This is a genomic window from Bacillus sp. NEAU-Y102, from assembly GCF_054788175.1.
On sequence record NZ_JBTWFK010000014.1, the window covers coordinates 67,582 to 90,542 of the forward strand.

The 22,961-nt window shown below is 35.6% G+C and carries 30 protein-coding genes and 1 pseudogene; 23 read left to right on the top strand and 8 right to left on the bottom strand.

The annotated features are described in order from the left end of the window. Positions 1-187 precede the first annotated feature (187 nt). The 3 genes from cotJC to ACYFX0_RS27180 are packed head-to-tail and all read right to left on the bottom strand — an operon-like array spanning position 188 to position 1,257. Positions 188-757 (bottom strand): spore coat protein CotJC, encoded by a 570-nt coding sequence (cotJC, locus tag ACYFX0_RS27170; RefSeq protein ID WP_000265275.1) that lies wholly within the window; start codon positions 755-757, stop codon positions 188-190. Positions 758-769: 12 nt separating this feature from the next. Further along, entirely contained in the window at positions 770-1,033 is a 264-nt protein-coding gene (locus ACYFX0_RS27175; RefSeq protein WP_000194492.1) for a spore coat protein CotJB, read from the bottom strand. Positions 1,034-1,041: 8 nt separating this feature from the next. Beyond that, positions 1,042-1,257: a spore coat associated protein CotJA gene (locus ACYFX0_RS27180; protein ID WP_001046257.1), complete on the bottom strand. Its 216-nt coding sequence runs from the start codon at positions 1,255-1,257 to the stop codon at positions 1,042-1,044. Between the two features lie 93 nt (positions 1,258-1,350). Between ACYFX0_RS27180 and ACYFX0_RS27185 the strand changes: the two genes are divergently transcribed. Beyond that, complete coding sequence (locus tag ACYFX0_RS27185) at positions 1,351-1,719, top strand: VOC family protein (protein ID WP_003276813.1); 369 nt, start codon at positions 1,351-1,353, stop codon at positions 1,717-1,719. Between the two features lie 14 nt (positions 1,720-1,733). Then, positions 1,734-2,513: a DUF2935 domain-containing protein gene (locus tag ACYFX0_RS27190; RefSeq protein ID WP_106082141.1), complete on the top strand. Its 780-nt coding sequence runs from the start codon at positions 1,734-1,736 to the stop codon at positions 2,511-2,513. 18 nt (positions 2,514-2,531) lie between these two features. Here ACYFX0_RS27190 and ku read toward each other — a convergent pair whose 3' ends face one another. Next, positions 2,532-3,344, bottom strand: a complete 813-nt coding sequence (gene ku, locus ACYFX0_RS27195) for a non-homologous end joining protein Ku (RefSeq protein WP_000557750.1) — start codon at positions 3,342-3,344, stop codon at positions 2,532-2,534. Positions 3,345-3,695: 351 nt separating this feature from the next. On the opposite strand from ku, the gene ACYFX0_RS27200 reads away from it, so the two are divergent. The 4 genes from ACYFX0_RS27200 to ACYFX0_RS27215 all read left to right on the top strand — a co-directional run bounded on the left by ACYFX0_RS27200 (position 3,696) and on the right by ACYFX0_RS27215 (position 5,426). After that, positions 3,696-3,977 carry a YkvA family protein gene (locus ACYFX0_RS27200; RefSeq protein ID WP_000733844.1) on the top strand — a complete coding sequence of 94 codons (282 nt, stop codon included), beginning with the start codon at positions 3,696-3,698 and terminating at the stop codon, positions 3,975-3,977. Positions 3,978-3,988: 11 nt separating this feature from the next. Next, complete coding sequence (locus ACYFX0_RS27205) at positions 3,989-4,594, top strand: DedA family protein (protein ID WP_000435017.1); 606 nt, start codon at positions 3,989-3,991, stop codon at positions 4,592-4,594. 98 nt (positions 4,595-4,692) lie between these two features. After that, positions 4,693-5,061 carry a DUF3992 domain-containing protein gene (locus ACYFX0_RS27210; protein WP_001277542.1) on the top strand — a complete coding sequence of 123 codons (369 nt, stop codon included), beginning with the start codon at positions 4,693-4,695 and terminating at the stop codon, positions 5,059-5,061. 20 nt (positions 5,062-5,081) lie between these two features. Continuing rightward, the gene (locus ACYFX0_RS27215) at positions 5,082-5,426 is read left to right on the top strand and encodes a DUF3992 domain-containing protein (RefSeq protein ID WP_000525819.1); all 345 of its coding nucleotides are present in this window, start codon (positions 5,082-5,084) and stop codon (positions 5,424-5,426) included. A gap of 54 nt (positions 5,427-5,480) precedes the next feature. On the opposite strand, the gene ACYFX0_RS27220 is transcribed toward ACYFX0_RS27215, so the two are convergent. Then, positions 5,481-5,864, bottom strand: a complete 384-nt coding sequence (locus ACYFX0_RS27220; RefSeq protein ID WP_223697876.1) for an S-Ena type endospore appendage — start codon at positions 5,862-5,864, stop codon at positions 5,481-5,483. Between ACYFX0_RS27220 and ACYFX0_RS27225 the strand changes: the two genes are divergently transcribed. The 4 genes from ACYFX0_RS27225 (at position 5,749) to ACYFX0_RS27240 (ending at position 9,187) form a co-directional block, all read left to right on the top strand. Continuing rightward, complete coding sequence (locus ACYFX0_RS27225) at positions 5,749-5,997, top strand: hypothetical protein (protein WP_003276823.1); 249 nt, start codon at positions 5,749-5,751, stop codon at positions 5,995-5,997. The two genes, ACYFX0_RS27220 and ACYFX0_RS27225, sit on opposite strands and share 116 nt — an antisense overlap. A gap of 261 nt (positions 5,998-6,258) precedes the next feature. Then, a complete protein-coding gene (locus ACYFX0_RS27230; RefSeq protein WP_142398814.1) occupies positions 6,259-8,721 on the top strand; it encodes a LamG-like jellyroll fold domain-containing protein in 2,463 nt (820 codons plus the stop codon). Positions 8,722-8,800: 79 nt separating this feature from the next. Further along, positions 8,801-9,004, top strand: coding sequence for a hypothetical protein (locus ACYFX0_RS27235; RefSeq protein ID WP_000435797.1), 204 nt, complete (start codon positions 8,801-8,803; stop codon positions 9,002-9,004). Positions 9,005-9,016: 12 nt separating this feature from the next. Then, positions 9,017-9,187 (top strand): hypothetical protein, encoded by a 171-nt coding sequence (locus ACYFX0_RS27240; RefSeq protein ID WP_001174833.1) that lies wholly within the window; start codon positions 9,017-9,019, stop codon positions 9,185-9,187. 28 nt (positions 9,188-9,215) lie between these two features. Here the strand turns inward: ACYFX0_RS27240 and ACYFX0_RS27245 are convergent, their stop codons facing one another. After that, complete coding sequence (locus ACYFX0_RS27245; RefSeq protein ID WP_247727747.1) at positions 9,216-10,676, bottom strand: amino acid permease; 1,461 nt, start codon at positions 10,674-10,676, stop codon at positions 9,216-9,218. A gap of 105 nt (positions 10,677-10,781) precedes the next feature. Between ACYFX0_RS27245 and ACYFX0_RS27250 the strand changes: the two genes are divergently transcribed. From ACYFX0_RS27250 to ACYFX0_RS27290, 9 genes and pseudogenes are all read left to right on the top strand, one after another. Then, positions 10,782-12,005, top strand: coding sequence for a cation:proton antiporter (locus ACYFX0_RS27250; protein WP_430981370.1), 1,224 nt, complete (start codon positions 10,782-10,784; stop codon positions 12,003-12,005). 124 nt (positions 12,006-12,129) lie between these two features. Next, positions 12,130-12,444 carry a hypothetical protein gene (locus ACYFX0_RS27255; protein ID WP_000704958.1) on the top strand — a complete coding sequence of 105 codons (315 nt, stop codon included), beginning with the start codon at positions 12,130-12,132 and terminating at the stop codon, positions 12,442-12,444. Between the two features lie 29 nt (positions 12,445-12,473). Further along, positions 12,474-13,337, top strand: a complete 864-nt coding sequence (locus ACYFX0_RS27260) for a MurR/RpiR family transcriptional regulator (protein WP_000648167.1) — start codon at positions 12,474-12,476, stop codon at positions 13,335-13,337. Between the two features lie 311 nt (positions 13,338-13,648). Continuing rightward, positions 13,649-14,533, top strand: coding sequence for an N-acetylmuramic acid 6-phosphate etherase (gene murQ / locus ACYFX0_RS27265; protein WP_106082146.1), 885 nt, complete (start codon positions 13,649-13,651; stop codon positions 14,531-14,533). Between the two features lie 24 nt (positions 14,534-14,557). Next, a complete protein-coding gene (locus tag ACYFX0_RS27270) occupies positions 14,558-15,922 on the top strand; it encodes a PTS transporter subunit EIIC (RefSeq protein WP_106082147.1) in 1,365 nt (454 codons plus the stop codon). A 48-nt stretch (positions 15,923-15,970) separates the two neighbouring features. Continuing rightward, a complete protein-coding gene (locus ACYFX0_RS27275; RefSeq protein ID WP_460272025.1) occupies positions 15,971-17,044 on the top strand; it encodes a DUF871 domain-containing protein in 1,074 nt (357 codons plus the stop codon). Between the two features lie 152 nt (positions 17,045-17,196). Further along, positions 17,197-17,601 carry a DoxX family protein gene (locus tag ACYFX0_RS27280; RefSeq protein ID WP_001071547.1) on the top strand — a complete coding sequence of 135 codons (405 nt, stop codon included), beginning with the start codon at positions 17,197-17,199 and terminating at the stop codon, positions 17,599-17,601. 154 nt (positions 17,602-17,755) lie between these two features. Next, the gene (locus tag ACYFX0_RS27285) at positions 17,756-18,157 is read left to right on the top strand and encodes a nuclear transport factor 2 family protein (protein ID WP_001126696.1); all 402 of its coding nucleotides are present in this window, start codon (positions 17,756-17,758) and stop codon (positions 18,155-18,157) included. Further along, positions 18,157-18,641: pseudogene (locus ACYFX0_RS27290) on the top strand (DUF6241 domain-containing protein). Before ACYFX0_RS27285 ends, ACYFX0_RS27290 begins: the two are co-directional and overlap by 1 nt. A gap of 34 nt (positions 18,642-18,675) precedes the next feature. Here the strand turns inward: ACYFX0_RS27290 and ACYFX0_RS27295 are convergent. Beyond that, complete coding sequence (locus ACYFX0_RS27295; RefSeq protein ID WP_106082150.1) at positions 18,676-19,587, bottom strand: DMT family transporter; 912 nt, start codon at positions 19,585-19,587, stop codon at positions 18,676-18,678. A 205-nt stretch (positions 19,588-19,792) separates the two neighbouring features. On the opposite strand from ACYFX0_RS27295, the gene ACYFX0_RS27300 reads away from it, so the two are divergent. Next, a complete protein-coding gene (locus ACYFX0_RS27300; RefSeq protein ID WP_000446097.1) occupies positions 19,793-20,287 on the top strand; it encodes an Lrp/AsnC family transcriptional regulator in 495 nt (164 codons plus the stop codon). Between the two features lie 128 nt (positions 20,288-20,415). Beyond that, positions 20,416-20,871 carry an N-acetyltransferase gene (locus ACYFX0_RS27305; protein WP_000686659.1) on the top strand — a complete coding sequence of 152 codons (456 nt, stop codon included), beginning with the start codon at positions 20,416-20,418 and terminating at the stop codon, positions 20,869-20,871. Between the two features lie 66 nt (positions 20,872-20,937). Here ACYFX0_RS27305 and ACYFX0_RS27310 read toward each other — a convergent pair whose 3' ends face one another. After that, positions 20,938-21,708 (bottom strand): SDR family NAD(P)-dependent oxidoreductase, encoded by a 771-nt coding sequence (locus ACYFX0_RS27310; protein WP_000878080.1) that lies wholly within the window; start codon positions 21,706-21,708, stop codon positions 20,938-20,940. A gap of 134 nt (positions 21,709-21,842) precedes the next feature. On the opposite strand from ACYFX0_RS27310, the gene ACYFX0_RS27315 reads away from it, so the two are divergent. Then, positions 21,843-22,202, top strand: coding sequence for a MerR family transcriptional regulator (locus ACYFX0_RS27315; RefSeq protein ID WP_000288075.1), 360 nt, complete (start codon positions 21,843-21,845; stop codon positions 22,200-22,202). 412 nt (positions 22,203-22,614) lie between these two features. Then, on the top strand, positions 22,615-22,959 hold the full coding sequence (locus ACYFX0_RS27320; protein ID WP_000796019.1) for a DMT family transporter: 345 nt from the start codon (positions 22,615-22,617) through the stop codon (positions 22,957-22,959). Positions 22,960-22,961: the final 2 nt, after the last annotated feature.

Sequence of the window (22,961 nt, forward strand, 5' to 3'; positions counted from 1 at the left end):
GTCGAAAATTCAAATAATTTGTCGAGTAACTGTTATTATTTTAAAGGTCTGATGATTAGAAAGCAATAGGGAATTTTGAAAATATTAAAAAATAATGCATTAAATCGAATAAATATACTATTTATATGTTTAATAGGAAGGATTTAACTTTTAACATAAAAAAACACATACCGCTAGGATACATGTTTTAAAAAAATATTTTTTTATCACGTTCTTCTTTTAAAATTTCAACTGCTTCTCGGAAACGTTGTGAATGGACAATTTCTCGTTCGCGTAAAAAGCGTAGGCTGTCATTTATATCTGGATCATCTGATAAGTTAATGAGCCATTGATATGTTGCGCGTGCTTTTTCTTCAGCTGCAATATCCTCGTATAGATCGGCAATTGGATCACCTTTAGCCTGTATATAGGTTGCAGTAAATGGAACACCAGCAGCGTTATGGTAATGAAGAGCGCTGTCATGGTCGACGTAATGAGGGTCAAGACCAGCTGCCTTCATCTGTTCAGGAGTCGCATCTTTCGTCAGCTTATAAACCATCGTAGCAATCATTTCAAGGTGAGCAAATTCTTCTGTGCCAATATCAGTAAGAAGGCCAATGACTTTATCAGGAATTGTATAACGTTGATTTAAGTAACGTAGTGCAGCAGCTAACTCGCCATCTGCACCGCCGTATTGCTCAATTAATAATTTTGCAAGTGCTGGATTGCAAGTTCCCACTTTAACTGGGTATTGTAATTTCTTTTCATAAATCCACATAGTTTCTCTCCTTTATATTTGCCATGGCCAAGGACCTTTGCTCCATTCCCAAGGGGCATTAGAATAGCTGTTTCCAAACTGTTGGAGTGGTCCGTATTTTTCTTCCATCTTTTGTTTTAATACTCTCCGTTTATAGGAAAAATCATTAAATTGATTAATCGCAGCGGTGTCATCTGGATGTGTATCTAAATAAAGAGTGAGTTCAACTAGTACAAAGTCCAGTTCTTGAAGCTCCAGTAAAAGCTGATAGTATTCTTCTGGTAGCGATTGAGTCACGTCAGTAGTCACCGCCCTTTTTTATAAGGATTTTCATAATAGTCATAAAAAACAGGCCATAAAGTCCCTTTTTGTAGTGCTTCTTTTGGCGTGAATTGCGGTAAGTTTGGCGGTTGAAAGCCTAAAAATAAATTAGGAGGAGTAGAATAATATTTTTTTCCGATAGGAGGACAAGGATCGAGAGGACTATGATAGGGCACGAATGATCTCATATATTTATTCACGAATAAACCTCCTTAAATGTTCATTACTACGTATTGTATTCAGACATAATAGGCCTTTATGACACATATAAAAAAGTAATAAGTGCAGGGGGAATGAATGTGGAGAATGTAAAAAATTTAATTGTGTTAGAAGTAAAGAACTTAAAGGAAACTCTGTATTTTTACGAAGGAATTTTAGGAATAACACCTAGTTCAGAAAGACCACAATTAGATATTACAGGTGTTTGGTATGATGCCGATTCAACGAGAATTAGTTTTGTTATGAATCGCATGTTAGGAGGAAGAGAGAAGAGTGTTACGAATTCATGCGATGGTTTAACATTTTCGATTTCTAACATAGAGAAGTTAAAAAAGAAGCTAGCGTTTTATGAAATTTTATATACGGAAAACAAAAGTGAGAAGAGTATTGTAGTACAAGACCCAGATGGATATAAACTTCAAGTGATAGAGAAGGCCGAATAAAAGGAGGGGATTTAGTGGAGAGAAATTATGAAGAAAGTGCGTTGTTTGAGCATCAATTTTGGCTAAAGGTGCTTACTGATCATTCGCAATTTTTACTTGATGCATTAGCTCCGAAGGAAAAAGAGGATATAAAGAAGGCCACTTATTTTCTTGAAACATTTACGAATCTTTTAAATAAAGTACATAATGTGAATCTCATTACATTTTCAAAAGAGGCAGAACGAGCCGCAAAGGAAATAAGAATGTTTAAATTAAGTATTATACAGAAACAACTCGAGGGAAAAATCACTATTCATTTTACGCCAACTTTCATCAATCATATGGTAAACGAAGTAGAAGAGTATATAACAGTGTTAGAATTTTTAAAGAAAGGAGAAGTTCCGCCTGTTTTTCATGAATTACATTATCACCTCGTTTGGTTAACAGATGCGGCTGGTCATGCAGGATCTATTTCTGGTGGACTAGATCTTGTTGAAAAAAGATTAAAAGAGAAAAGTGAAGAATTCACGAAGCACTTTGAACAATTTTACTTAAAGGCAGTTGAGATGACAGGGTATTTACGGACAGAGCTTCATCATTTTCCTGCATTAAAGAAGTTTACAAAAGATGTTTCACTTGAGTTAAAATTATTTTCACATTTTCTCCATGAAGTTGAAGAGCTAGAGTTATCGAATGAAATATTAAGTACATTATCTGCTAGAATGGCGGATCATATGGCAAGAGAAGAATGTTATTACTTATTAAAATTAGCGCAATCATCTGGACTTGAGATACCAAAATGTAATCCGCTTTAAAGAAAAAAGAGGCCAATTTTATTTGGCCTCTTTTTCTGTTTTATTTTCTCTTTTTATTTTCGCTTGTTCAATACTTGCCTGTAATGTCTCCATAATATTGATGATGTTTGGAGTTGGAGAGATTGTTTCGGTTTTTTCCTGTTGTTCAATTTTGTTTTCGATTAGTTCGGTAAGTGCTTCTTTATACTCATCTGTATACATTTCTTGTTCAAAAGGATTTGTAAGGTGGTGGATTAAATTAATTGCTGCTGTGAGTTCTTGTTTTTGGATAGGATAATTTTCGTTACTTGGTAAGTTAGGTGTATTTGTTATATCGCGAATTTCATTAGGATAGTGAATAGTTTGTAACATAAGCCCATCTTCAAAGTTACGGATAATAGCTAAATGTTGTTTTTTTCTAATAGAAATATGAATAAGCCCAAGTTTATTTGTACGTTCAAGAGCCTCTTTTAATAATAAATATGATTTTTCATGTCCTGGGGTAGGGCCTATAAAATAAGAACGGTCATAAAGAACAGAATCGATTTCGTTATTTTGGACAAAAGATATAATACGAATGGAGCGTGGTTCGTGAGCTTTTTGTAATTCAGCCAATTCTTTTTCATCTATAATAATGTATTTATGAGGTGCGTATTCATAGGCTTTTACAATATCTGTATCATCGATTTCTTCATCCGTGCAATCGGGAGCAAATTTTTTATATTTAATAGGTGTTAAGCATTCTTTATGGAGACTTAAAAATTTTATATCGTTTTCTTCTACAGCACTATATAGTTTAATTCCTATATTTAATAATCCAAGTGAGAGTGCACCTTTCCATACGGTATGCAAATGAAGTCTCTCCTTTCCTTACAAATGATTATGTATATTATGAGATAGTAAGAAATTTCCTATACGTTTATTTGCTTTTTTAGTGAAGAGTAAGCGGGAGAGCCTGAGATATAAAATATATTGACAAGCCCTTCGAAATATTTTAATGTGAGTGTATAAAATTGTCTATAAAGGGGAGTAACTTATTACAGTAAAGTCGTCATTACAGGGAGAAACCCTCGGCTTTATTGGCAACGTTCCGTTGTTAGTGAGACCTTTACCAGCAATGGTAAAGGCCCCTTATTGTCTTTTTTAGGACCCTTACCATGTTTGGTAGGGTCCTTTTTGTATACAAAGAGAGGAGATATAAAAATGAAAAAACTTATTAGTAGATTAAGAGTTGTATTTCATGTTCGCCGATTTGTTCCATTTCTATTTGACTTTTTCACTTCAAAAGAGGTTTCAATAAAGAAGAAAATTTTATCTATTGCGTTTTTAGTTGGTTATGTTGCGATGCCGCTCGATTTAATTCCAGACTTCTTACCGTTTATCGGTATTTTAGATGATATTGGAATTGTGTTATTTATTTTGAACCGAATTGTAAAAATGGCGCCAGTTCAATTACAAGAAAAGCATAACGTAAACGTAGGATAGGAGTTAAAAATATGGAGCAAATTATTTTAGATATAATCGAGTTTTTAAAGCAGTTTTCTTATTTTGGAGTTGTGTTAGCATTAACGTTTGAATTTATTCCAGCAGAAGTAGTTTTGCCCATGGTTGGTTATTGGGTGTACGAGGGAGATATGAATTTTTGGCTTGCTGTACTAGCTGGAACCCTCGGCGGAACGACAGGACCTTTAACGTTATATGCACTCGGTTATTACGGCGGTCGTCCTCTATTAATAAAATACGGGAAATACTTCTTTATTAAAGAAGAGCAAATTCAAAAAGCAGATGATTTCTTTGAGAAATATGGACCGGTTGTAGCATTTGTTGGACGCTTTGTGCCAGGAGTTCGAACGCTTATTTCTGTTCCGTGTGGTATGGCGAAAATGAACATATGGAAATTTAGTATATATACATTTGTAGCAATGTTCCCATTAACGACTTTATATGTTTATTTTGGAATGAAATTAGGTCCTCATTGGGAAAAAGCAGCGGACGTTGTTGGGCAATATATGCTACCGATATTAGGAGGCGTTATTCTTATCGTTGCTAGTATCTTTGTCTATAAATATATGAAGAAAAGAAATAAAACGGAATCTATCTAGTCATTTGAATATTTTTTGAAAATAGATGAATAGTACAGGCAAAAGACTCTGAGGGACATACACATATAGGGAATATAAAAGAGAGAGGGGAAACAACTATGTCTTGTGAGTGCTCAGGGTCAGCATTAACTTGTTGTCCAGATAAAAATTATGTGCAAGATAAAGTGTGTAGTCCGTGGTCTGCTACTGTAGTTGCAACAGCAATTGATAATGTTCTCTATACAAATAATATTAACCAAAACGTAGTTGGTACTGGTTTTGTTAAATATGATGTTGGACCAGGCCCAATTACTGTAGAGGTACTTGATTCTGCTGGGGGTACAATTGATACACAAACATTAAACCCAGGAACGAGTATTGCTTTTACGTATCGCCGCTTTGATAGTATACAAGTTGTGTTACCTGCAACACCTGCTGGAACGTATCAGGGAGAATTTTGTATTACAACACGTTATCCACTTTCATAGCAGAATAGGAGAGGTTCAAAATGGGAATGAGAAGTTCCAGTTTGTCTTGTTGTTCTAATAAAACACTTGTGCAAGACCAAGTATGTACAGACTGGTCTATTACAGGTGCTGGTACTCAAATTGTATATACAAATAATATCACGCAAGAAGTATATGGTTCAGGTTACGTGAAATACGATGTGGGAGCCAACCCGATTACAGTTGATTTTTTAGTAGGGGCAACAGTAGTTGATACAATTACTGTACAACCACAAAGTAGTGGTACTTTCACTGTCCGATATTTTACTACTGTCCGAATTACTACGACAGGAACGACTGTTAATCAAGGTGAGTTTTGTATTACAGTACGTTATCCAATCTCATAAAAAGCATACCGTGAACGGTATGCTTTTTTTTGAGAAAGTAATGAAATTGGTATTCTATAAGCAACATGTAAATTCGCAACAGTACTTGCCTTCTAAATATAGTGAAGGATTACTTGTTATATTGATAATACTGACTGACTGTAAGTTTTTTCCTGTGTACGATATTGTATTACCAGGAAACACAGTGAAAATATTGGTTGCGGCTCCAACGATTTGAATTGTAATTGATTCTGTGCTGCTAGTACTATTGTAAACCGAAACAGTACCTGATATAAGTAGTATCCCATCACTTTGCCACAGTATCATTGATTGTGATGCATCTTTGGTAGAAGGAATGGTGTTATTAGTTATAAGGAAATTCCCTGCAAATTCATTTGTTACTCGCTCGCAATTTGGATTTGGAGGAGGGGGCGGTGGACAAGGGGCTGGACAAATAATAGATAAAGGAGCGAAACAGCCGATATTTTTTTTATTCTTCAATACAACCCCTCCTTTTAAGTGGTCTTTTACTACTATTAAATGTAAAAGCATGGCCGATGTGTTAAAAAAAGAAGGAAATATTAAAAATTAAGATTGTCTAATAGGCTTAAACCTTAACTTATCATTAGTGTTATAGAAAAGATTATATGTGAATAGTCATAGGAAAAGAATGATCAGACTCTTTTAGACAAAAGGTGGTTGTATACAATAGTACGAGGAATGTTGGACTTAATTTGTAATTAACTGTATATTTACAAAAATCTAATAAAGTTCATTTGTTATTTAAACGACATTAACATGTATTAGATAAAATAGCCCTTGTAATGAATCAATTATTATGAGGAGGATTCACGTGGAAAGAATTGCTTTACGAAAAGTAAAAGGTCTTATTGGATTATTGATGGTTTTTGTATTAGCATTTGTATCATTTCCGTGGAGTACATCAGTCAAAGCGGAAGAGAAAAAGCAAGAAAAGGCACCAAGTGAGAAGAAAATAGTTTTCCCCGTTGTAAGTGATGTTCATATTAAAAATAGTGGAACAGATGATATGTTTCGCTGGAAAAGAGCGATTGAACAGTTCAATACGCTTGCACCAAAGCAAGATGCGTTCGTAATTGTAGGAGATTTTACTGATTCAGGGTCTGTGCAGCAATATGATCGTTTCATGCAAGTGTATAATGACAATGCAAATAAAGATGCGGTACGAATGAATTCTCTAGGTAATCATGATTATTGGAACGGTTTATCAGTAGAGGGAGCACAGAAGCGTTTCTTAGAAAAAACAGGAATGGAATCAATTTATTATCATAAAGTGGTAAAAGGGTATCATTTTATCGTAATGTCTCCAGAAAATGAAACGACACATGGGTATTATTCGGACAAACAAATTAATTGGTTAAAAGAAGAAATGGCAAAGGCGCAAAAAGATGATCCAGAAAAACCGATTTTTGTATTTTTACATCAACATATTAAAGATACAGTGTACGGTAGCCAAGAATGGGGAACAAAGGATAGTGCAAAAATTAATGCAGTATTAAAAGAATATCCACAAGTCATTACGTTTTCAGGTCATTCACATTATCCATTAGATGATCCAAGATCGATTCATCAAAAGGACTTTACATCTGTTGGTACCTCTTCTGTAAGCTATATGGAGGTAGAGGGTGGCAAAGTGCAAGGGAATATTCCTTCAGAATCGCGTGCATTAAGCCAAGGTTTATTAGTAGAAGTAGACGATAAAGAAGTAACGATTAATCGACGCGATTTCCATACGAATTCTTGGACAGGCGAGCCATGGAAAATTCAGTTGCCATCAAAGAAAGAAACTTTTACACATGTAGAAGATCGTGATAAAGAAAAGCCATCTTTTGCAAAAGATGCAAAGTTATCAGTATCGAATGTAACAGAAAATGCAGCAACAGTAACATTCATGCAAGCATTGGACAACCTTCTTGTTCATTCTTATCGCGTACAAGCTAGAGATAAGCAAACTGGAGAAATAAAAAATAAATTACTAGCATTTTCAGAGTTTTATCGTGACCCAGTGCCGAAAGAACTGACATTTACACTTGCAGGATTAGATGGCGGGAGAACATATACGTTTGAAGTAGTCGCGATTGATTCATTTGGTAATGAAAGTGTGCAACCGTTAACGGCAGAAATTACTACGAAAAAAGATAACATTGATCCGAATGTGAGAGTACCAAAGGCTGATATTTTTGATGTGAATTTCTCAGATGGTACATTTAAAGACAATTCACCATTTGGTACAAAAGGTGAATTGAAGGGTAATGTGACTATTGAATATGATAAAGCATTGAAAAAGAATGTTATGAAGTTAAATGGAAAAGCTAATACATTTGGATATATTCCATTTTCAGCAGCACAAAAAGAGAAAATAGCAAATACGTTTACGTTAGAAACTGTGTTTTCAATGAATGAAATTCGCGGACAAGGTATTTTGCAAAATACAGAGAGCGGCGGAATTGGTTTTGAGTCTACAGGAAGTGGATATGTTGAATTATGGGCTCACATTGGCGGTAGCTACAAACGTGTTGGCGTTCAATTGGAAGCGAACAAAACGTATCATTTAACAGGAACATATAACGGAAGCGAAGTGGCAATTTACGTAGATGGTAAAAAAGTAAATAGTCAGTTAGCTCAAGGGAAAGTTTATAACCCGAACGTACCATTTGCATTTGGAGCGGATCCTGATAGCAATGGAAATGGCGGCATTCCATTAAACGGTCAAATCGCGCTTGCAAAATTATATAGTAAAGCGTTAAGTTCTTCAGAAGTATTAGCAGCGTACAATGAATTTTCTAACCGTATGAAGTTAGAGCAAGTCAACGCATTATATGAGGAGCTAGGAAAAGTAAAGGAAGTGTTAGATGGTACGTATGAGTTTGGTGGTAAGCCAGGTCAATATTCAAAGGAAGCATTTCAAGAACTAGAAAAAAGCTATAACACTGCTAAGCAAGCATTTGAAAATGTAGGAAGTACTGGGGAACAAATTATTCAAACATATAACGAATTAAAAACAGCTAATGTAACATTCGTACAATCAAAAGTGGCAGAAGAACAACCAAAAACACCGAAAGAAAAATTACAGATCAATATTGAATCTGCAAAAGCAGTAGTGAAGAAAGCGCAAGCTGTAAATGTAACAGATGGTTCAGTGAAATCATTGCAACAAAAAATTACAGTTGCAGAAGCTGTATTAAAAGATGCGAAGGTAAAAGATGCACAGGTAGAAACGATGAATCGTACATTAGAATATGCGATTTCACTCGTTGAAAAAAGTATGAACAAATAAGAGAGAAGAAAAGAAGCTTATCATGATAGGCTTCTTTTTTGTTATACTAAAAGTAGCATAGAAAGAAGGAGCGAATAATTTGGAACAGAAAAAGCTAAAAAGAATTCTTGAATATGTATGGATCGCGGTTGTGCTCCTTGTAGGATATTATTTCTTAAAAGAGAAAAGTATTTGGGTTTTATTTTTAATGACTTTCTTATTAGCAGGACTAGGAACGTTATTTATTAACTTTTTCTTTGATAGTTTGAATGCCTGGAAGAATAAAAAGAAGGGAACGAAGTAAAGGAGGGAATATATGCAAAAGTGGAAGCTCATATATCAAGTAATCATTTTCATAGTGCTTGTAGGTATTGGCGTTTTTAAATATTCTACACCAATAGGAAATTGGGCGTGGTTTACAGCTTGCATCGGCATATTTTTCATTTTACAATCGTTAACGAAAAAATATAATTGTACAGAAAGATAGCTCGCCGCTAAAACGGCGAGCTATCTTGTTATGCTTTTTTCTGTTCATCATTCGTTTTTTCGGTAGCTAAATGGCTATGCTTTCTAGAGTAGAAGAAATAGAAGCATAACCCGACTATAAGCCAGGCTATAAAGCTAATCCATGTCGTTTTAGATAAATTAGCCATCAAATATAAACAGCAAAGAATCGCGACAACTGGTAATACAGGTACGAAAGGTGTACGGAATCCACGTTTTAAATCAGGATGTGTTTTTCGTAAAATAAGTACCGCGCAGCAAACGAATGTAAAGGCTGTTAACGTACCGATGTTTACTAAATTTGCTAGCAAATGTAAATCTAAAAGTCCTGCTAATAAAGCGGCAATAACGCCAGTAATCCACGTATTTAATAAAGGGATTTTTACTCTTTTATTTACACGTGCTAACGCTTTTGGAAGTAGACCGTCACGGCTCATCGCATACGAAACTCGAACTTGTCCATACATAACGACTAAGAGAACGGTTGTCATTCCAGTCATCGCTCCAACAGCGAGTAGTCCTGCAATTGTATCCTCACCAACGAAATGCAATGCAAATGCAACTGGATCAGAAACGTCTAATTGCGTATAAGGAACCATACCTGTTAAAACGAAAGATACGATCATATATAAAACAGTACAAATAAGAAGAGAACCGATAATACCAATTGGTAAGTCACGCTGCGGTTTTTTCGTTTCTTCTGCAGCGGTTGCGATTGCATCAAAACCTAAAAAGGCGAAGAATACAGTGGCAGCTCCGGTAATAATACCGTCGTATCCGAACGGAATGAACGGTGTCCAGTTTTCAGGTTTTACATATTTTGCGCCTGCTACGATAAAGGCAATGATAACAGCTAGTTTAATAAGAACCATAATATTATTAATGCGTGCACTTTCACGTATACCAAAACTTAAAAGACCAGTAATAAGAAGTAAAATGCAGACAGCTGGTAAATCGATGAGACCACCTTTTCCTACGCCGGGGGCCGAGGCGATTATGGCGGGTAGGTGTATATTGAACCCTTGTAGTAATGATTGCAAATAACCAGACCAACCGACAGCTACTGCTGCAACGGCAAGTAAATATTCGAGCATTAAACACCATCCGACGATGAAGGCGACGACTTCTCCGACTGTCATGTATGCGTAAGTATACACACTTCCTGAGACAGGAATAGAAGAAGCAAATTCAGCATAACAAAAGGCTACACAAGCACAAGTAAATGCAGCAATAAGGAATGATAGCATAATACCAGGACCAGAATGTTTTGCTGCAACAATACCTGTTAATACAAAGATCCCTGTCCCAATTACGGCGCCGATCCCTAAAAACGTTAAATCGAGTGCAGTTAATGTTCTATCTAGCTGCTTTGGTGATTCAGTACTAAGCGCTTTTTTTCGTAATAATGACTTCACTTTGGACTCTCCCCCCGTTTTTTCATTTCCATAACTGCGACTATAGTATGAGCCCATTAGAAAAGAGTATGTAAGGAAATGGAGGTACAGTTATGGTATGTAGTTTTTTAAAATTGCTGGATTAATCTTAATATAATTCAGAATATTTTGTCAAATAAAAATATGACAAATAAAATGCGGATCAATAGGGGAAACTACTTGCAGAAATGGACGGGGGTTAACGACCCACTGATTAAAGTTAAAGTAGGAGCAGATGCTATGTTATTTTATTTTGAACTTGTCGTCATTTTACTTTGTACGAAATTAGCTGGTGACATTAGTGTGAGACTTGGTCAGCCTTCTGTACTTGGTAAGTTAATTGTTGGTATTATTATCGGTCCGGCTGTACTCGGTATTATTAATAGTTCTGAACTAATTGATGAACTGAGTGAGATTGGTGTTTTGTTACTTATGTTTATGGCGGGACTTGAAACAGATTTAGAAGAGTTAAATCGAAATTTGAAATCGTCATTTGCAGTAGCGGCTGGTGGAATTATTTTTCCTTTCATCGGTGGTTATGTAACAGGATTGCTGTTTGGATTAATGCAGTCCCATGCCATTTTTTTAGGTTTATTACTTTGCGCAACATCGGTTAGTATTACGGTGCAGACGCTACGTGATCTAGGGAAAATGAACACGAGAGAAAGTACAACAATTTTAGGTGCTGCCGTATTTGATGATGTCATTGTCGTTATTTTATTGGCATTTGTAATGAGCTTTTTAGGAACACAAGATGTGAATATAATACTTGTCATTGCAAAGAAAATTATTTTCTTTGTAAGTATTGTTTTTATTGCTTGGAAAGTCGTTCCTTGGATTATGAAAATGCTTGTCCCGCTTCGTGTAACTGAAGCGTTAATTAGCGCGGCTCTTATTATTTGCTTTTCTTTTTCTTATTACAGTGAAATGATGGGAATTGCAGGTATTATTGGAGCGTTTGCAGCAGGAATTGCTATTTCTCAAACAGAGTATAAGCAAGAAGTAGAACATAAAATTGAACCGATTGCGTATGCGATATTCGTGCCGGTATTTTTCGTTAGTATTGGGATGGAAATTACATTTCAAGGCATTGGAAGTCAGCTTTGGTTCATTATTATTATGACTCTCATTGCAATTTTCACAAAGTTAATCGGATCAGGTTTAGGAGCGAGACTGACAGGGTTTAATCTCCAATCTTCTATTAGTATTGGGGCGGGGATGGTATCGCGCGGAGAAGTAGCACTTATCATCGCAGCAAATGGACTTACGGCGAATTTATTAGCGAAAGAAAATTTCACAGCAATTGTTATTGTGGTTATATTGACGACCATTATTACACCGCCACTTTTGAAGAAATATTTTGTATAGAGAGGAAGGGCTTATCGGATGTAGGTAAGCTCTTTTTTTATTCCAAAAAGCAATGGTCATATAGTATGAAGGGTTTGTAATTATGGTAAAATCTATGTATGTGATATGACAAGGAGAGGGAAGTGTGAAGATTACGAAGGAGAAGGTTATCGGTGTAATCGTACTTATTGCAGTATGTATACCATTTACTGCATGGAAAGAATCAAAAGTGAAAGATTTTCCGGTTTCTATTTTTTCGGAAGAAGCAGATGGTGAGTACGGTCAGAAGCTGAAATATACTGCTTTTTTACCTGATGTTGCGATTTGGATGAACGGTTGGGAAAAGAAGTGGACAGAAGGGGAAAGAACTGTTTATCAAAAAGGGAATCGCATTGTAAATGTGTTTCATCCTCCTGGCGATGATGGTTATTACCTTCTTGAAGCAAGAGAAAATAAGTGAACGCAACCGTAAGAAGTGGAGGTTAAATAGTGAAAGCTTCAACATTACTATTTAAAATTGAAAGTAATATGGATCAATTTTCACCAGCTGAGAAGAAGGTTGCCATGTACATAATGGAGAATGCAGAGATTGTACCGAATTTAACGACGAAAGAAGTGTCAACGAATGCAGGCGCAAGTGAAGCGAGTGTCGTTCGCTTTTGTAAATCGATTGGAATCGGAAGTTTTAAAGCATTTAAGATAGCACTCGTTCGTGAATTAACGATTGCTGATTATAATATAAATGATTTTTCAGTGATGAATACGGAAGATGGACCGTACGATTTGTTTAATAAAGTCACTTATGTGAATAAAGCTGCGATTGAGGCGAGTGTTACTGCGATAGATAAGAAGGAACTTGAGAAAGCTGCAGATCGTATTGTCAATGCGGATAAAATTATATTTTACGGAGTAGGCGGATCAGCTACGCCAGCAATGGACGGGGCTTATAAATTTACGCGGCTCGGATTTACAGCGATGATGCTATCTGATTTTCATATGATGTTGCCGCTTGTGACAAATTTAAAAGAGGGCGATATATTTGTTGCGATTTCAACATCTGGTCGAACGAGAGATGTGCTTGAAATGGCGCAGTATGCAAAGAGACAAGGTGCAACTGTTATTGGAATTACGAAACTAGATCAATCATCACCCCTATATAAAGAAGCGGATATTCGCCTTTGTATGCCAGATGTAGAACAAGATCATCGTATTGCAAGTATTGCGTCGAGAATGACGCAACTGAATATGATTGATGCTTTATATGTGATTACTTTCAACCGAATTGGCAATAAAGTATTGGATCAATTTATGGAGACGCGAGAAGAAGCGTTGCGGTTACGGAAGTTAAAGTAGAAGAAAAGATGAGGAGACTCATCTTTTTTTATCCCGCTATTTGCCGGGCAGTAAGACCCCCACTTCAAAATTCAGCGGAAGCAAAGAAAGTTAGGTGGGGGATCAACTGCCCGTAAAAGCCCGATTGGTGCGGGCTAATAATCAGTGGGGATGAACAAAACCCCCACTGATTAAAGTTTCACTTTATGATCTTTGACAAAAATATGTCATGTTGTGAAATTTTATTTCATAAAATAAGAAAAAGTTATTGATTTTTAGTTTCTTAAATTTATAATAAAAGTGTGAAATATAATTTCAAAGAGGGTGGCAATATGTTAGAAAATTTATCGACAGAACATCGTAATGAGAAAACAATGAATCTGGATGAAATGAGCATAAAAGAAGTGTTGCAAAGTATGAATGAAGAAGATCGAACTGTTGCGTTAGCAGTTGAAAAAGAGATAGAACAAATTGAAAAGGTTGTACAGACTGTTATTAAATCTTTTGAAGAAGAGGGACGTTTAATTTACATTGGTGCTGGTACGAGTGGTCGTTTAGGTATTCTAGATGCAGTGGAATGTCCGCCGACATTTGGCACGGATGATAAAATGGTGCAAGGATTTATAGCAGGTGGATTGAAAGCGTTTACTAAGGCGGTGGAAGGTGCTGAAGATCGCGAAGAGCTAGCAGAAGAAGATTTAAAAAGTATTGGATTAAATGAAAAAGATACAGTGATTGGAATTGCTGCAAGTGGTCGAACTCCTTATGTAATTGGCGGTTTGAAATACGCAGGTAGCGTGGGAGCGAGTACAGCGAGTATTTCTTGTAATAAAAATGCTGAAATAAGTAAATATGCAAAGTTAAATGTGGAAGTAGAGACAGGTGCAGAAATATTAACAGGATCAACGCGTTTAAAAGCAGGTACAGCACAAAAATTAGTGCTGAATATGATTTCAACAGCTTCGATGATTGGTGTAGGAAAAGTATATAAAAACTTAATGGTAGATGTTCAATCCACAAATGAAAAGTTAGTAGAACGGTCAAAACGAATTATTGTGGAAGCAACAGGCGCTAGTTATGAAGTAGCGACAGAGTATTATGAAAAGGCAGAACGTAACGTAAAAGCTGCCATTGTTATGGTGTTGTTGCAGTGCGAATATGGGGAAGCACTGGAGAAACTAAAATGCGCAAAAGGGTTTGTGAAGAAAGCACTATAAAATAATAGGGAGGGGGATTCTATTATGAAGAAAGAAGAGAGAATGGCCAAGGAAATTTTGGAGCAACTTGGAGGAATAAAAAATATTCGTAGTATTGCTCATTGTATGACGAGACTACGTTTAACGCTTCATGATGAAAGTAAAGTAAACATGGACCTTTTGAAAAAAGTTGAAGGCGTTATGGGTGTTATAGAAGATGAGACGCTTCAAGTTGTCGTTGGTCCAGGAACAGTAAATAAAGTAGCAGCTGAAATGGAAGGTTTGACAGGACTACGAATTGGTGAGGTAGCAAATCATCACCTTGAAGATATTGGGCAAGAGATGAAGTCAGAGATTAAGAAGAAAAATAATACCCCAGTGAAAAACTTTTTACGAAAAATAGGAAGTATTTTCATTCCGTTAATTCCAGGACTTGTTGCGTCAGGAATTATAAACGGGGTTGCTAATTTTGCGAAAAACGCTGGTGCTGATCCAAATGCAACGTGGTTACAAATGTTACTACTCATTGGCGGCGGTATCTTTACATTCTTAGGAATTTTAGTCGGCTGGAATACAGCGAAAGAGTTCGGCGGGACACCGGTTCTTGGGGCAATTGCTGGTATTTTAATTTTCAACCCGGCGATGGCAAACGTAAAATTGTTTGGTGAAGCATTAGTGCCCGGACGTGGCGGATTGTTCGCAGTTATTTTTGCAGCATGGCTTATGGTTGTAGTGGAAAGACAAGTTCGAAAAGCAGTGCCGAATGCAGTTGATATTATCGTGACACCACTCATTACTGTATTAGTTGTAAGTATCGTAACGATGTTAGCCATTCAGCCATTAGCAGGTTTCTTATCAGATGGTATTACGAGCGGAATTAATGCTATTTTAAATATTGGCGGAGCATTTGCTGGCGCAGTACTTGCGGGAACATTTTTACCTCTCGTTATGGTCGGATTGCATCACGGTTTAACACCAATTCATATGGAATTTATTAATCAAACACACGTAACACCTTTATTACCAGTGCTCGCAATGGCTGGTGCTGGCCAAGTGGGCGCAGCAATTGCGATTTATGTGAAAACAAAAAACAAACGACTTCGTAACGTAATTAAAGGTGGATTGCCAGTTGGCTTTTTAGGAATTGGTGAGCCGTTATTATACGGGGTGACATTACCACTTGGGAAACCGTTTATTACTGCTTGTTTAGGAGCGGCTGTCGGTGGTGCATTCCAAGCAGTTATGCAAACAGCTTCTCTTGGAATTGGCGTATCAGGGCTATCTTTAATTCCGTTAATTGCTGACAATAAATATTTACTATATTTCTTAGGTTTAGTAATTGCATATACTTTCGGATTTATCTTTACGTACTTCTTCGGATTTAAAGAAGAAATGGCAGAAAACATATAGAGAAAGGGATTCCTTTCTCTTTTTCTATTAATAGAAAGGGAGATTTATATGATCGGAGTTTCCATTTATCTTTCAAAAGAACGAGTAGAGAAACAAGAAGAGTGGCTAAAAGTGGCGAAGGGAAATGGATTTTTGTCTATTTTTACATCACTTCATATACCAGAGGATGATCCTGGTACGTATAAAGAGTTAATTCAAATACTTGGGAAGCAGGCTCTTGAAAATGAAATGGAGTTAATGGTTGATGTTTCTCCAAAATCGTTACACCATTTAGGGCTAACATATGAAAATGTGGAAGAGTTATTGAACTGGGGCATTACCGGTTTAAGAATGGACTATGGCATCACGCCAAAAGAAATCGCCCGCGTATCTCACAAGATGAAAATAGCTTTAAATGCGAGTACGATTACAAAGTCATTTTGGAAAGAGTTACTTGCAGAACATATACGAGTAGAGAATGTAGAAGCGTGGCATAATTTTTACCCACGTCCAGAGACAGGACTAGCAAAGTCCTTCTTACAAAAGCAAAATCAATATTTACAGGAGTGCGGAATAAAAACGATGGCATTTATTCCAGGAGATGCGGAAAAACGTGGTCCGTTATATGAAGGTTTACCGACGTTAGAAAAACACCGCAATATGCGCCTGCTTGAAGCATACTTAGAACTTGTTCAAGATTGTGGTGTTGATAAAGTATTGATTGGGGATATAAGCGCAAGTTTGGAAAGTATGCAAGAAGTAGCTAGTGCGAGTAGAGGGATTATTCCATTGCGTTACAAATCATTTATAACTGATAAAGAAGTATTAAAAGTGGTGGAGCAAGTACATACAAATAGACTAGATCCGGCTAGTGATGTTATTCGATCTGTAGAATCAAGGGAAGGAAATAGAGTGGTGTTACAGCCGATGCATACAATTGTAAGAAAGAAAGGCAGTATTACAATTGATAATGAATTGTACGGTAGATATGCAGGGGAGATGCAAGTTGCCATACATGATTTACCTGTAGATGAGAAAGTGAATGTTGTGGGAATGGTTGTGGAAGAGGACGTGTCTTTACTGCCTTATATTGGCGCTGGAAAAATGTTTCAACTTTTTCTATGCGATAGAATAAAAGCTTGAATTAGCGCTATTTTGTAGGAAAACATTATCCGTAAAAGGGATAATGTTTTTTGTTTTCTTTAAAAAAGTATTTGACGAATGAAATAAAATACCGTATTGTTTTGACTTGTAAATAAAAGTTCACCATAACAAAACAAAAAGGAGAGTTCAAAATGAATCAACATATTGGGAATTTAATTATTCGTATCGTGTTAGGAGTTACGTTCTTTGCACATGGTTTAGCAAAGTTTCAATCAGGTATCGATAACGTAGCAGGATGGTTTACAAGCATCGGTTTACCAGGTGGCCTTGCATACGGCGTAGCAACAGTTGAATTAGTTGGTGGTATATTATTAATTATCGGTTTAGGTGTACGATATGTAGGATTGTTATTCGCTCTTATTTTAGCTGGAGCTATCGTAAAGGTAAATGGAGCAGCTGGTTTATTAGGAGATGGAAAGAATCCAGGTTATGAATTAGATCTTGCATTATTATCAATGGGTGCGTATTTATTCGTAGTAAAAGCAGAAGGATATGTAGATCGTTTCTTAAAAGAGAAAGTAATGAAAACGAAGTAAATTTTATTTATAAATTGTTGACTTGAAGAAATATTGTAACTATAATGATTACAACTGATGAATTAAGAATAAAATAATTTAAATATTTTTTTACACAAGATGTAACTGTTAGGGTTACATCTTGTGTAAAAATAAATAAACGGGAGGAAGTAATATGCCTAAATCAAATTTAGAAATTATTCAAAGCACGTATGAAGGATCAGCTTCTTCGAATGCAAAGCATTTAGCAGAAGCCTTCTCTGAAAAAGTGGAATGGACAGAGGCAGAAGGTTTCCCATACGGCGGAACATATAAAGGCGTAGAAGCTATAATGGAAAATGTATTTAGCCGTTTAGGATCAGACTGGGATGATTATAAAGCAAGTGTAAATACATATCATGAGGTAAACGGAAAAGATGTAATTATTGCAGAAGGTATGTATTCTGGAGTTTATAAAGAAACAGGAAAATCATTTGAAGCAGAATTTGTTCATGTATGGCAGCTTGAAGATGGAAAAATCGTGAAGTTTAAGCAATATGTAGATAGTCATATTGTTAGGGAAGCGATGAAGAGCTAATGCTTTTTAAATGGATTGTAGGTATATGTATTACCATTATTGTAATCATCTCTTCTATAGTTGGCGGAAAGAAATTGCTTGCATATATGGAAAAAGAAAATAAAAATATTCAAACCGAGCGAGCGGCAAACGAAAAAGAGAAAAAAGCTGCAGAAGAAGTCCCGCAAATTAGTGAAGGTGAAATTATTTCTACCATGCATAAAATGGTGCACCAAAAGGTAAAATCCTCTGAAAAATGGGATTTGTAGAAATGACAAAAAAGGAAATTTCTAATGTAAAAAGAGATATTGAAACTAGTACAGGTTTTCAATATAAAATGAAGTTATTTTCTATTATAAACAGATGGGAAAAAGGAGATTTTTCTCAAACTGTTGAGGAGCATAACTTTTTATGGAACCTCGAAGGTGGAGATACTGGCAAGGCGACGGAACGTTTATCGCCAGAAGAGGAAAAGCAGTATATAAAAGAAATGAAGAGTAAATAAAAACATCGCCAACCCAGATGACGATGTTTTTTCATTAAGGATGTTTTCGCATTAAAGGTCTAACAGGCTGAACAGCGACAGTTTTGAAATGAGAAAATAAATAACATCCTGTTACAACGACAATTGTTCCTAAAATTTGTATCCACGTTAATTCTTCTCCGAGGAATATGAATGCTAAAATGGCTGTGAAAATTGGATTGAAGTTTAGAAAAATACCTGATGTAGTTGTGCCTAATTTTTGTACGCCAATATTCCAAAATACCATACAAAGAACTGTCGAAATAAGCCCAGTATATAAAAGTGATGTGATGAAAGAAGTATTTATATTTGAAACAGTGAAGCTACCTATGTTAAACGGTAGTAATAAAATAACGCCGAAAATACCAGAGTACAACGTTGCCATAAGTGGTGTAGTTGTTTTTGTTGCCCATTTACTACAAACAGAATAGATTCCCCAAATACAAACTGCTGCAATCATCCATAAATCGCCACTATTAAAATGTAGTGAAAATAAAAGCGAGAAATCACCTTTTAATAGGACGAGGATAACCCCGAAGAATGAAAGAATCATGGATAGGATTTGGAGTGTATTTACTTTTTCTTTTAGAAATAATACTGAAAATAATGCAATTGAAATTGCATTCAAAGTAGAGATAAGACCTACATTCGTAGCGGATGTTTTTTCTAATGCTAAAAATTGAAAGATGTTAAAAAGAGCGACCCCTGAAATTCCCATCAATATTAACGGAAGTATTGCGGTACGTGGTGGAAGGATTTTCTTTTCTTTAAACCATACCATTGGTAATAAACAAACAATCGCAATCATCCATCTTAAATTTGTCAGTGTCATCGGCGATGCATGATCGACGAGTGATTTTCCAACGACGAAATTTCCTCCCCATAATAAGCTCGTTAGTAATAGTAAAAAGACGTAAAAATAAGGCATGATAAAATCCCCTTTTTTGTAATCAATACTTATTGTAAATAATTTTAGCATTTTTCTTTATTGTGTAATATATTCTTTTGTATAATGGTGAAAACTCGATAAAATCTTTATTTATGAATGGTATTTACGGAATGATATTCAGTTTTGTGTAAGGTATAAGGTGTTTTTTCGAATAATCATCGGTAAGAAAAAAGGGGGAATTGTAATGGAGTCGTCTGTTATTAAAGTGTTGGATGATTTGGATGTACAAATTTTAGATATATTGCAGAAGGAGTCACAAGTAAGTAATGCAGAGCTGGCACGTCGCGTTAATTTATCACCGGCTGCGATGCATGCAAGAATAAAAAGATTGGATGGGGAAGGTTTCATCGATAAGCAAGTCGCGATTTTAAATCAAGAAAAGCTTGGGTTTGATTTATTATGTTTTATTTTTATGAGTACGAATATTCATCAATTTGACAAGTTGGAAGTGTTGGAGAAAGAATTAGAATCGATGCCGGAAGTGTTAGAATGTCACTGTTTAACAGGAGAGTACGATTATTTATTAAAGGTTGCAAATCGTGATCGTAAAGAACTAGAGCAGTTTATTAGAAAGCTGAATAAGCTTGGTATTACAAGGATACAGACAAGTTTAGCACTTCGTGAAATTAAATATTCGACAGTATTGCCGATACGAAATGAGGAACCGAGCATCGATTAGATTGCTTGGTTTTTTGTTTGTATAAATTGATTGACGAGGAGAAAAGAGAGATGTATTATTATATAAAATTATGAATTAAAATTCATTTGAAGTTATAAATATTAATATCGAGGGCAAGGGGATGTAATATGAAAATCTGTAATGCGGTGACGAGTGATGTGAAAGAAATTTATAGTCTTATTGAGGTTTATGCAAAAGAGGGAGTTGTTTTACCGCGATCTCTTTTGTCTCTTTATCAATATTTGCAATGTTTATATGTTATGAAAGAGGACGAGAAAATTGTTGGAGTTGCTGGATTGCATGTATTGGGGGAAGATCTTGCAGAAATACGATCGTTAGTAGTTTCGCATACATATGCAGGAAAAGGGATAGGGCGTATGTTAGTGAACCATGTAATAAATGAAGCAGCGAAAATAAAAGTGAATAGAGTCATTTCTTTAACATATGAAACGGAATTTTTTCAAAAGTGCGGGTTTGATTTTGTGAATAGAGAGGCGTTACCAGAGAAAGTATGGATTGATTGTAGACATTGTCCAAAGGTTGATTATTGTGATGAAGTGGCGATGGTTCGGTATGTTGGGTGAAAGTTTCAGAGAGAGAAAAGTCCCACTATTATTTATGTAATAGTGGGCATCTATATTTTAGGGAAATTAAGAACTTGAATTCGTTTTTCGTACTGCAAAATTAAAAATGGGATTTTTAAGCTCATAGTTATAAGTAGAACCATCGACAAGCCCTACAACTTTATCATTATCATAAAGATCGAGCATAAATTGTGCCATTTGTTTTGCAGTGTGGAATTTTGGTACAACATTATCGTATTGGAATTCATCAATATCAAATGAACGTTTCGCAAATTCTGTTTCAGTTGCAGCAGGAGCTAAAACTTTTGCTTGCAGTTTTGCGCCTTGTTCTTTCAGTTCGTGAGACAGCCCTTCTGTAAAGGCACTTACATAAAATTTCGTAGCGCAATACGTAACAGCATCAGCAACAATCGTGTATCCGCCGCCAGATGAAACGTTAATAAGCTGTGTTCCATCAACCATTGAATAATCTCGAACGAAAAGAGAAGAGAGTATTGTTAGTGCTTCTATATTGACATGCAACATCGTCTCTATTTTATTTAAATTTTGTTCAGCAATTGAGGCGAAATTACCAAAACCTGCGTTGTTAATCCACGTTTCAATTTGAAAAGCTTGTAGGCTTTCATAAAGTTTATAAACATCTTCAGTCACAGATAAATCAGTTTTTCGAATGACAACATCCAACTCAGGATGCATTTCGTTAATTTTCAATTTTAATCCGTTTAATTCTTCTTGTCTTCGAGCTACAAGTACTAAATTTTTTCCGCGAGATGCAAATGCTAAAGCTGCTTCATAACCAATTCCGGAACTTGCGCCAGTAATAACCGTGTATTTCATATAAAATCCCCCTAAATTCAAATTCATTTATGGTTAGATTGTATTTGTTAGAGTATACTCTAAGTCAAATGTTTTTTATAAATTTGATTCGGTCATAAGATATATGAGGGTAAGCATATGGAGGGAGTTTGAGTATGTACACAATTAGCGAGGTAGCAAAATTATTAGGAGTGAGCACACATACACTACGCTATTATGAAAAGGAAAGTATATTAATTGCAAATCGTGATACAAATGGAAATCGACTTTACGAAGAGTCACATATAAAGTGGTTGCAGTTTGTAATGAAATTAAAACAAACGCAAATGCCAATAGCGAAAATAAGAGAATACGCTAGACTATATACAGAAGGGGAGCATACAACAGAAGCTCGTTTACAGCTTCTAGAAGATCATAGGAAATCTATTCAGATTCAAAGAGAAAACTTAGAAGTTACAGAGAAGATGCTCGAGAATAAAATTAGTGCATACAAAGGCTCATTGGAAAATAAATAGATGGTTGTTATGTGATGAAAAATGGATTTGATCTATGAGTATTTCATCATAGTGTACGGATAAATAAAAAAGAGCAGCTAGCAAAAGCTAACTGCTCCATTCAAGGGATCTCTCCAAGGGGGAGTGGAGAAAATATTATGTTACTAGCATTATTGACAGATTATTAGGAAATATACAAATCTGATGAAAGAAATTTTAAATAAACTTTCGGCATTGACAATTTTTAAAATGTTCATGTACAATACATATGAATGACATTCAGTCATTTTTATGTGACAGGATGCATTTAGCTTAGAAATGGAACAAATACAATGGTAAATGAGGATGATAGTTGTTTTTATATAGTATTGATGAAAGAGTATATTTTTTTAAAACAAAAATGACTGATAGTCAGTCATAAGAGGTGAGAGGTATGAAAAATAGAGCTTGGTTATATGTCATATTAACATGTATCTTTGAAATTTTTTGGGTGTTTGGTTTTAATACGGCTAATACTTGGTGGCATTGGATTATTATTTTAGGAGTTATCGCTGTTGATTTTCACTTCCTTTCTAAAGCGTGTGAACATCTTGCAACAGGAACTGTATATGCTATTTTCGCTGGAGCTGGTACGGTAGGTACTTTCTTAATGGATGTATTTCTTTTCGGTGGAAGTTTCAGCGCAGGCAAACTATTCTTCATTCTTATGGTAGTAGCCGGCGTTATCGGTTTAAAGTTAGCTGACAATAAAGAAGAAACTGTGGAAGGAGTTGCTTAAAA

Coding starts and splice junctions, on each gene's coding strand:
- ACYFX0_RS27305 (WP_000686659.1), top strand. CDS start 20,416: ATGAAAATCTGTAATGCGGTGACGAGTGATGTGAAAGAAATTTATAGT.
- ACYFX0_RS27240 (WP_001174833.1), top strand. CDS start 9,017: ATGCAAAAGTGGAAGCTCATATATCAAGTAATCATTTTCATAGTGCTT.
- ACYFX0_RS27295 (WP_106082150.1), bottom strand. CDS start 19,587: ATGCCTTATTTTTACGTCTTTTTACTATTACTAACGAGCTTATTATGG.
- ACYFX0_RS27275 (WP_460272025.1), top strand. CDS start 15,971: ATGATCGGAGTTTCCATTTATCTTTCAAAAGAACGAGTAGAGAAACAA.
- ACYFX0_RS27285 (WP_001126696.1), top strand. CDS start 17,756: ATGCCTAAATCAAATTTAGAAATTATTCAAAGCACGTATGAAGGATCA.
- ACYFX0_RS27210 (WP_001277542.1), top strand. CDS start 4,693: ATGTCTTGTGAGTGCTCAGGGTCAGCATTAACTTGTTGTCCAGATAAA.
- ACYFX0_RS27320 (WP_000796019.1), top strand. CDS start 22,615: ATGAAAAATAGAGCTTGGTTATATGTCATATTAACATGTATCTTTGAA.
- ACYFX0_RS27270 (WP_106082147.1), top strand. CDS start 14,558: ATGAAGAAAGAAGAGAGAATGGCCAAGGAAATTTTGGAGCAACTTGGA.
- murQ (WP_106082146.1), top strand. CDS start 13,649: ATGTTAGAAAATTTATCGACAGAACATCGTAATGAGAAAACAATGAAT.
- ACYFX0_RS27245 (WP_247727747.1), bottom strand. CDS start 10,676: ATGGGCTCATACTATAGTCGCAGTTATGGAAATGAAAAAACGGGGGGA.
- ACYFX0_RS27310 (WP_000878080.1), bottom strand. CDS start 21,708: ATGAAATACACGGTTATTACTGGCGCAAGTTCCGGAATTGGTTATGAA.
- ACYFX0_RS27250 (WP_430981370.1), top strand. CDS start 10,782: ATGACAAATAAAATGCGGATCAATAGGGGAAACTACTTGCAGAAATGG.
- ACYFX0_RS27280 (WP_001071547.1), top strand. CDS start 17,197: ATGAATCAACATATTGGGAATTTAATTATTCGTATCGTGTTAGGAGTT.
- ACYFX0_RS27205 (WP_000435017.1), top strand. CDS start 3,989: ATGGAGCAAATTATTTTAGATATAATCGAGTTTTTAAAGCAGTTTTCT.
- ACYFX0_RS27300 (WP_000446097.1), top strand. CDS start 19,793: ATGGAGTCGTCTGTTATTAAAGTGTTGGATGATTTGGATGTACAAATT.
- ACYFX0_RS27200 (WP_000733844.1), top strand. CDS start 3,696: ATGAAAAAACTTATTAGTAGATTAAGAGTTGTATTTCATGTTCGCCGA.
- ACYFX0_RS27185 (WP_003276813.1), top strand. CDS start 1,351: ATGAATGTGGAGAATGTAAAAAATTTAATTGTGTTAGAAGTAAAGAAC.
- ACYFX0_RS27215 (WP_000525819.1), top strand. CDS start 5,082: ATGGGAATGAGAAGTTCCAGTTTGTCTTGTTGTTCTAATAAAACACTT.
- cotJC (WP_000265275.1), bottom strand. CDS start 757: ATGTGGATTTATGAAAAGAAATTACAATACCCAGTTAAAGTGGGAACT.
- ACYFX0_RS27315 (WP_000288075.1), top strand. CDS start 21,843: ATGTACACAATTAGCGAGGTAGCAAAATTATTAGGAGTGAGCACACAT.